Raw genomic sequence first — 2,495 nt, 5'->3', positions numbered from 1 at the left:
TGGGCCATCTCGACGGCACCCTCGTGGTGCTGGATCATCTGCTCGAGGAACAGGCGGCTGGCGTCCGCACCGGTGGCATCTTCGAGAGCCTGCATGTCCTCGTCGGACATCATGCCGCCGCTGTGATCCATGCCCTCCATGTCGGCGGTGTCAGCGCCCCACTCTTCGAGCCACTGATCCATCTTCTGGATCTCGGGTTCCTGCGCGGCCTTGATCTCTTCAGCGAGAGCGACGACACGTGCGTCGACGCCGTTCTTGCTGAGGAGCATGTCAGACATGTCGATGGCCTGAGCGTGGTGTTCTTTCATCATGCTGGCGAACATGATGTCGGCATCGTTGGCGTCCGCGGATGCCGGGGCGGAGCTGCTGCTCTCGTGGTCCATGCCGGGCATATCGCCGCCGCCGGACGTGGTTCCGGCGCAGCCGGCGAGTCCAAGCAACGCAACGAGGGTGAGCGCGGCAGTCGCCGCAAAACGGGTCTTCATGATGAGTTCTCTCCAAGAGTCGATGATGGCACCCAGCGAGACAGGCTGGGCGAAGGGCGTTACCCGCAGAATGCGGGTAGCGCGTCCATCACGTGCGACTGATGCAGAGAACGGTGAGGGATGGGGGCCGCAGTGGATGCAACGAATCTCGGAGGCTCAGGAGCGATACGGGCGCTCCCGGGGAGCGTCCAAGGGCTCGCGACCAGGCGGACGGTCGCGCAAGCAGCACGACGGCGATGAGGAGCGCGAGTACGCAGGCCATCCACGCCATACCTGGATCGTCAGAACACGTGGCACATCCCGCCCCGTCGATCGCTGCGTCTTCCCCAGGCATGGGTGCAGGGTGAACGTCGGCAGAAGCGGGCGTGACGGTGATGGTCTCACTGTGCCCGGAGGGCATCGAGTGCGTGTTCATCGAATGCATCGCTAAGAGTCCGAAGATGACGGAGAGAGCGACGGCGACGACGGTGAGGAGAGTGCGGGTGAGCGTGCGCTGGTCATGCACGCGCCGTGCAATCGTGATCAACACCGTCCCACCTCTCTTTCCTCCAGGGTACGTCGCCGCCGCCCATGCGCCTACTCGTTGACGACGGCGTCCGGGCTCAGGTTCAGCCGGCGCAGCAGCTGCGCGTTCAAAGCGACAACGATCGTGGACAGCGACATCAACACCGCCCCCACGGACATCGGAAGCACAAACCCGATGGGTGCGAGCACGCCAGCCGCGAGCGGGACGGAGAGGAGGTTGTACCCGGCGGCCCACCAGAGGTTCTGCTTCATCTTCTGGTAGCTGGCCCGCGACAGCTCGATTACGGAGATCACGGACCGGGGGTCGTCGCTGGCGAGGATCACGCCCGCCGAAGCGATCGCGACGTCCGTACCCGCACCGATCGCAATCCCGACATCCGCCTGCGCGAGCGCAGGGGCGTCGTTCACGCCGTCACCGACCATTGCGACCTTGCGGCCTTCGCTCTGCAGCTCTTTCACCTTCGAGGCCTTGTCCTCCGGCCGCACTCCCGCGAAGTACCGGTCGATACCCAGATCGCCCGCCACCGATGCGGCGACCGCGTCAGCGTCACCGGTGATCATGACCACCTGCACACCACGCTCATGGAGAGCATCGACCGCGTGACGCGACTCCGACCGGATCTCATCCGCGAGGCGCAGTGCGCCCGCGACCTGCCCGTCGACGAGCACGTGGAGGATGATCGCACCCTCGTGACGCCACTCGTCGGCAACAGGCAGCTCATGGGCGTTCTCCTGCTCGAGCATATACGGGCCACCGACCTGCACGACGTGTCCATCGACACGCGCACGCACCCCGACCGCCGGGGACGACTCGAAGTCCGACGAGGACGGGACACGGAGAGTCTTGTCCTTCGCCGCGTTTACGATCGCGCGAGCGAGGGGGTGCTCGGAATCCGCCTCTGCCGCGGCGGCCCATGCCAGCAGCTGGTCAGGGTCAGTCTCCAGGACAGGATCGATTGCAGTAACGGCGGGGGTGCCCTTGGTGAGGGTGCCGGTCTTGTCGAACAGGACGGTGTCGACCGTGCGCATGCTCTCCAGCGCGAGACGATCCTTGATCAGGACGCCACCGCGAGCGGCCCGCTCGGTTGCGATCGACACGACGAGTGGGATCGCCAGGCCCAGAGCATGCGGGCAGGCGATCACCAGCACGGTGATCGTGCGGATGACGGCCGCGTCAGGCTGACCGACGATCGTCCAGACAACGGCGGTGATCGCGGCAGCGCCCAGTGCGAACCAGAACAACCACCCCGCAGCCTTATCCGCGAGCCGCTGCGCGCGCGACGACGAACTCTGCGCTTCGGTGACGAGTTTCTGGATTCCCGCGAGAGCAGTGTCCTCACCGATCGCGGTGATCTCCACCCGCACACCAGAATCGGTCGCGACCGTGCCGGCGATGACCTGGTCGCCGTCGCTGCGGCGCACGGGCCGGGACTCTCCGGTGATCATCGACTCGTCCATGCTGGCCGAGCCCTGCACGATCCGCCC

Annotated in this window: 2 protein-coding genes; both read right to left on the bottom strand. The window is 65.9% G+C overall.

From position 1 onward, the window contains the following. Nucleotides 1-485, bottom strand: a 485-nt coding sequence (locus DW298_RS04125) for a DUF305 domain-containing protein (RefSeq protein WP_136041212.1), incomplete at its 3' end; no start/stop codon positions are given. A gap of 576 nt (nt 486-1,061) precedes the next feature. Beyond that, nucleotides 1,062-2,495: heavy metal translocating P-type ATPase (locus DW298_RS04120; RefSeq protein ID WP_136041211.1), on the bottom strand; the 1,434-nt coding region annotated here is incomplete at its 5' end.

Source organism: Microbacterium sp. A20 (assembly GCF_004794515.1).
In the GTDB taxonomy this organism is placed as follows: Bacteria; Actinomycetota; Actinomycetes; order Actinomycetales; family Microbacteriaceae; genus Microbacterium.
The sequence above is the reverse complement of the archived record's forward strand: the minus strand, read 5'-3'. Positions and strand labels throughout refer to the sequence as shown.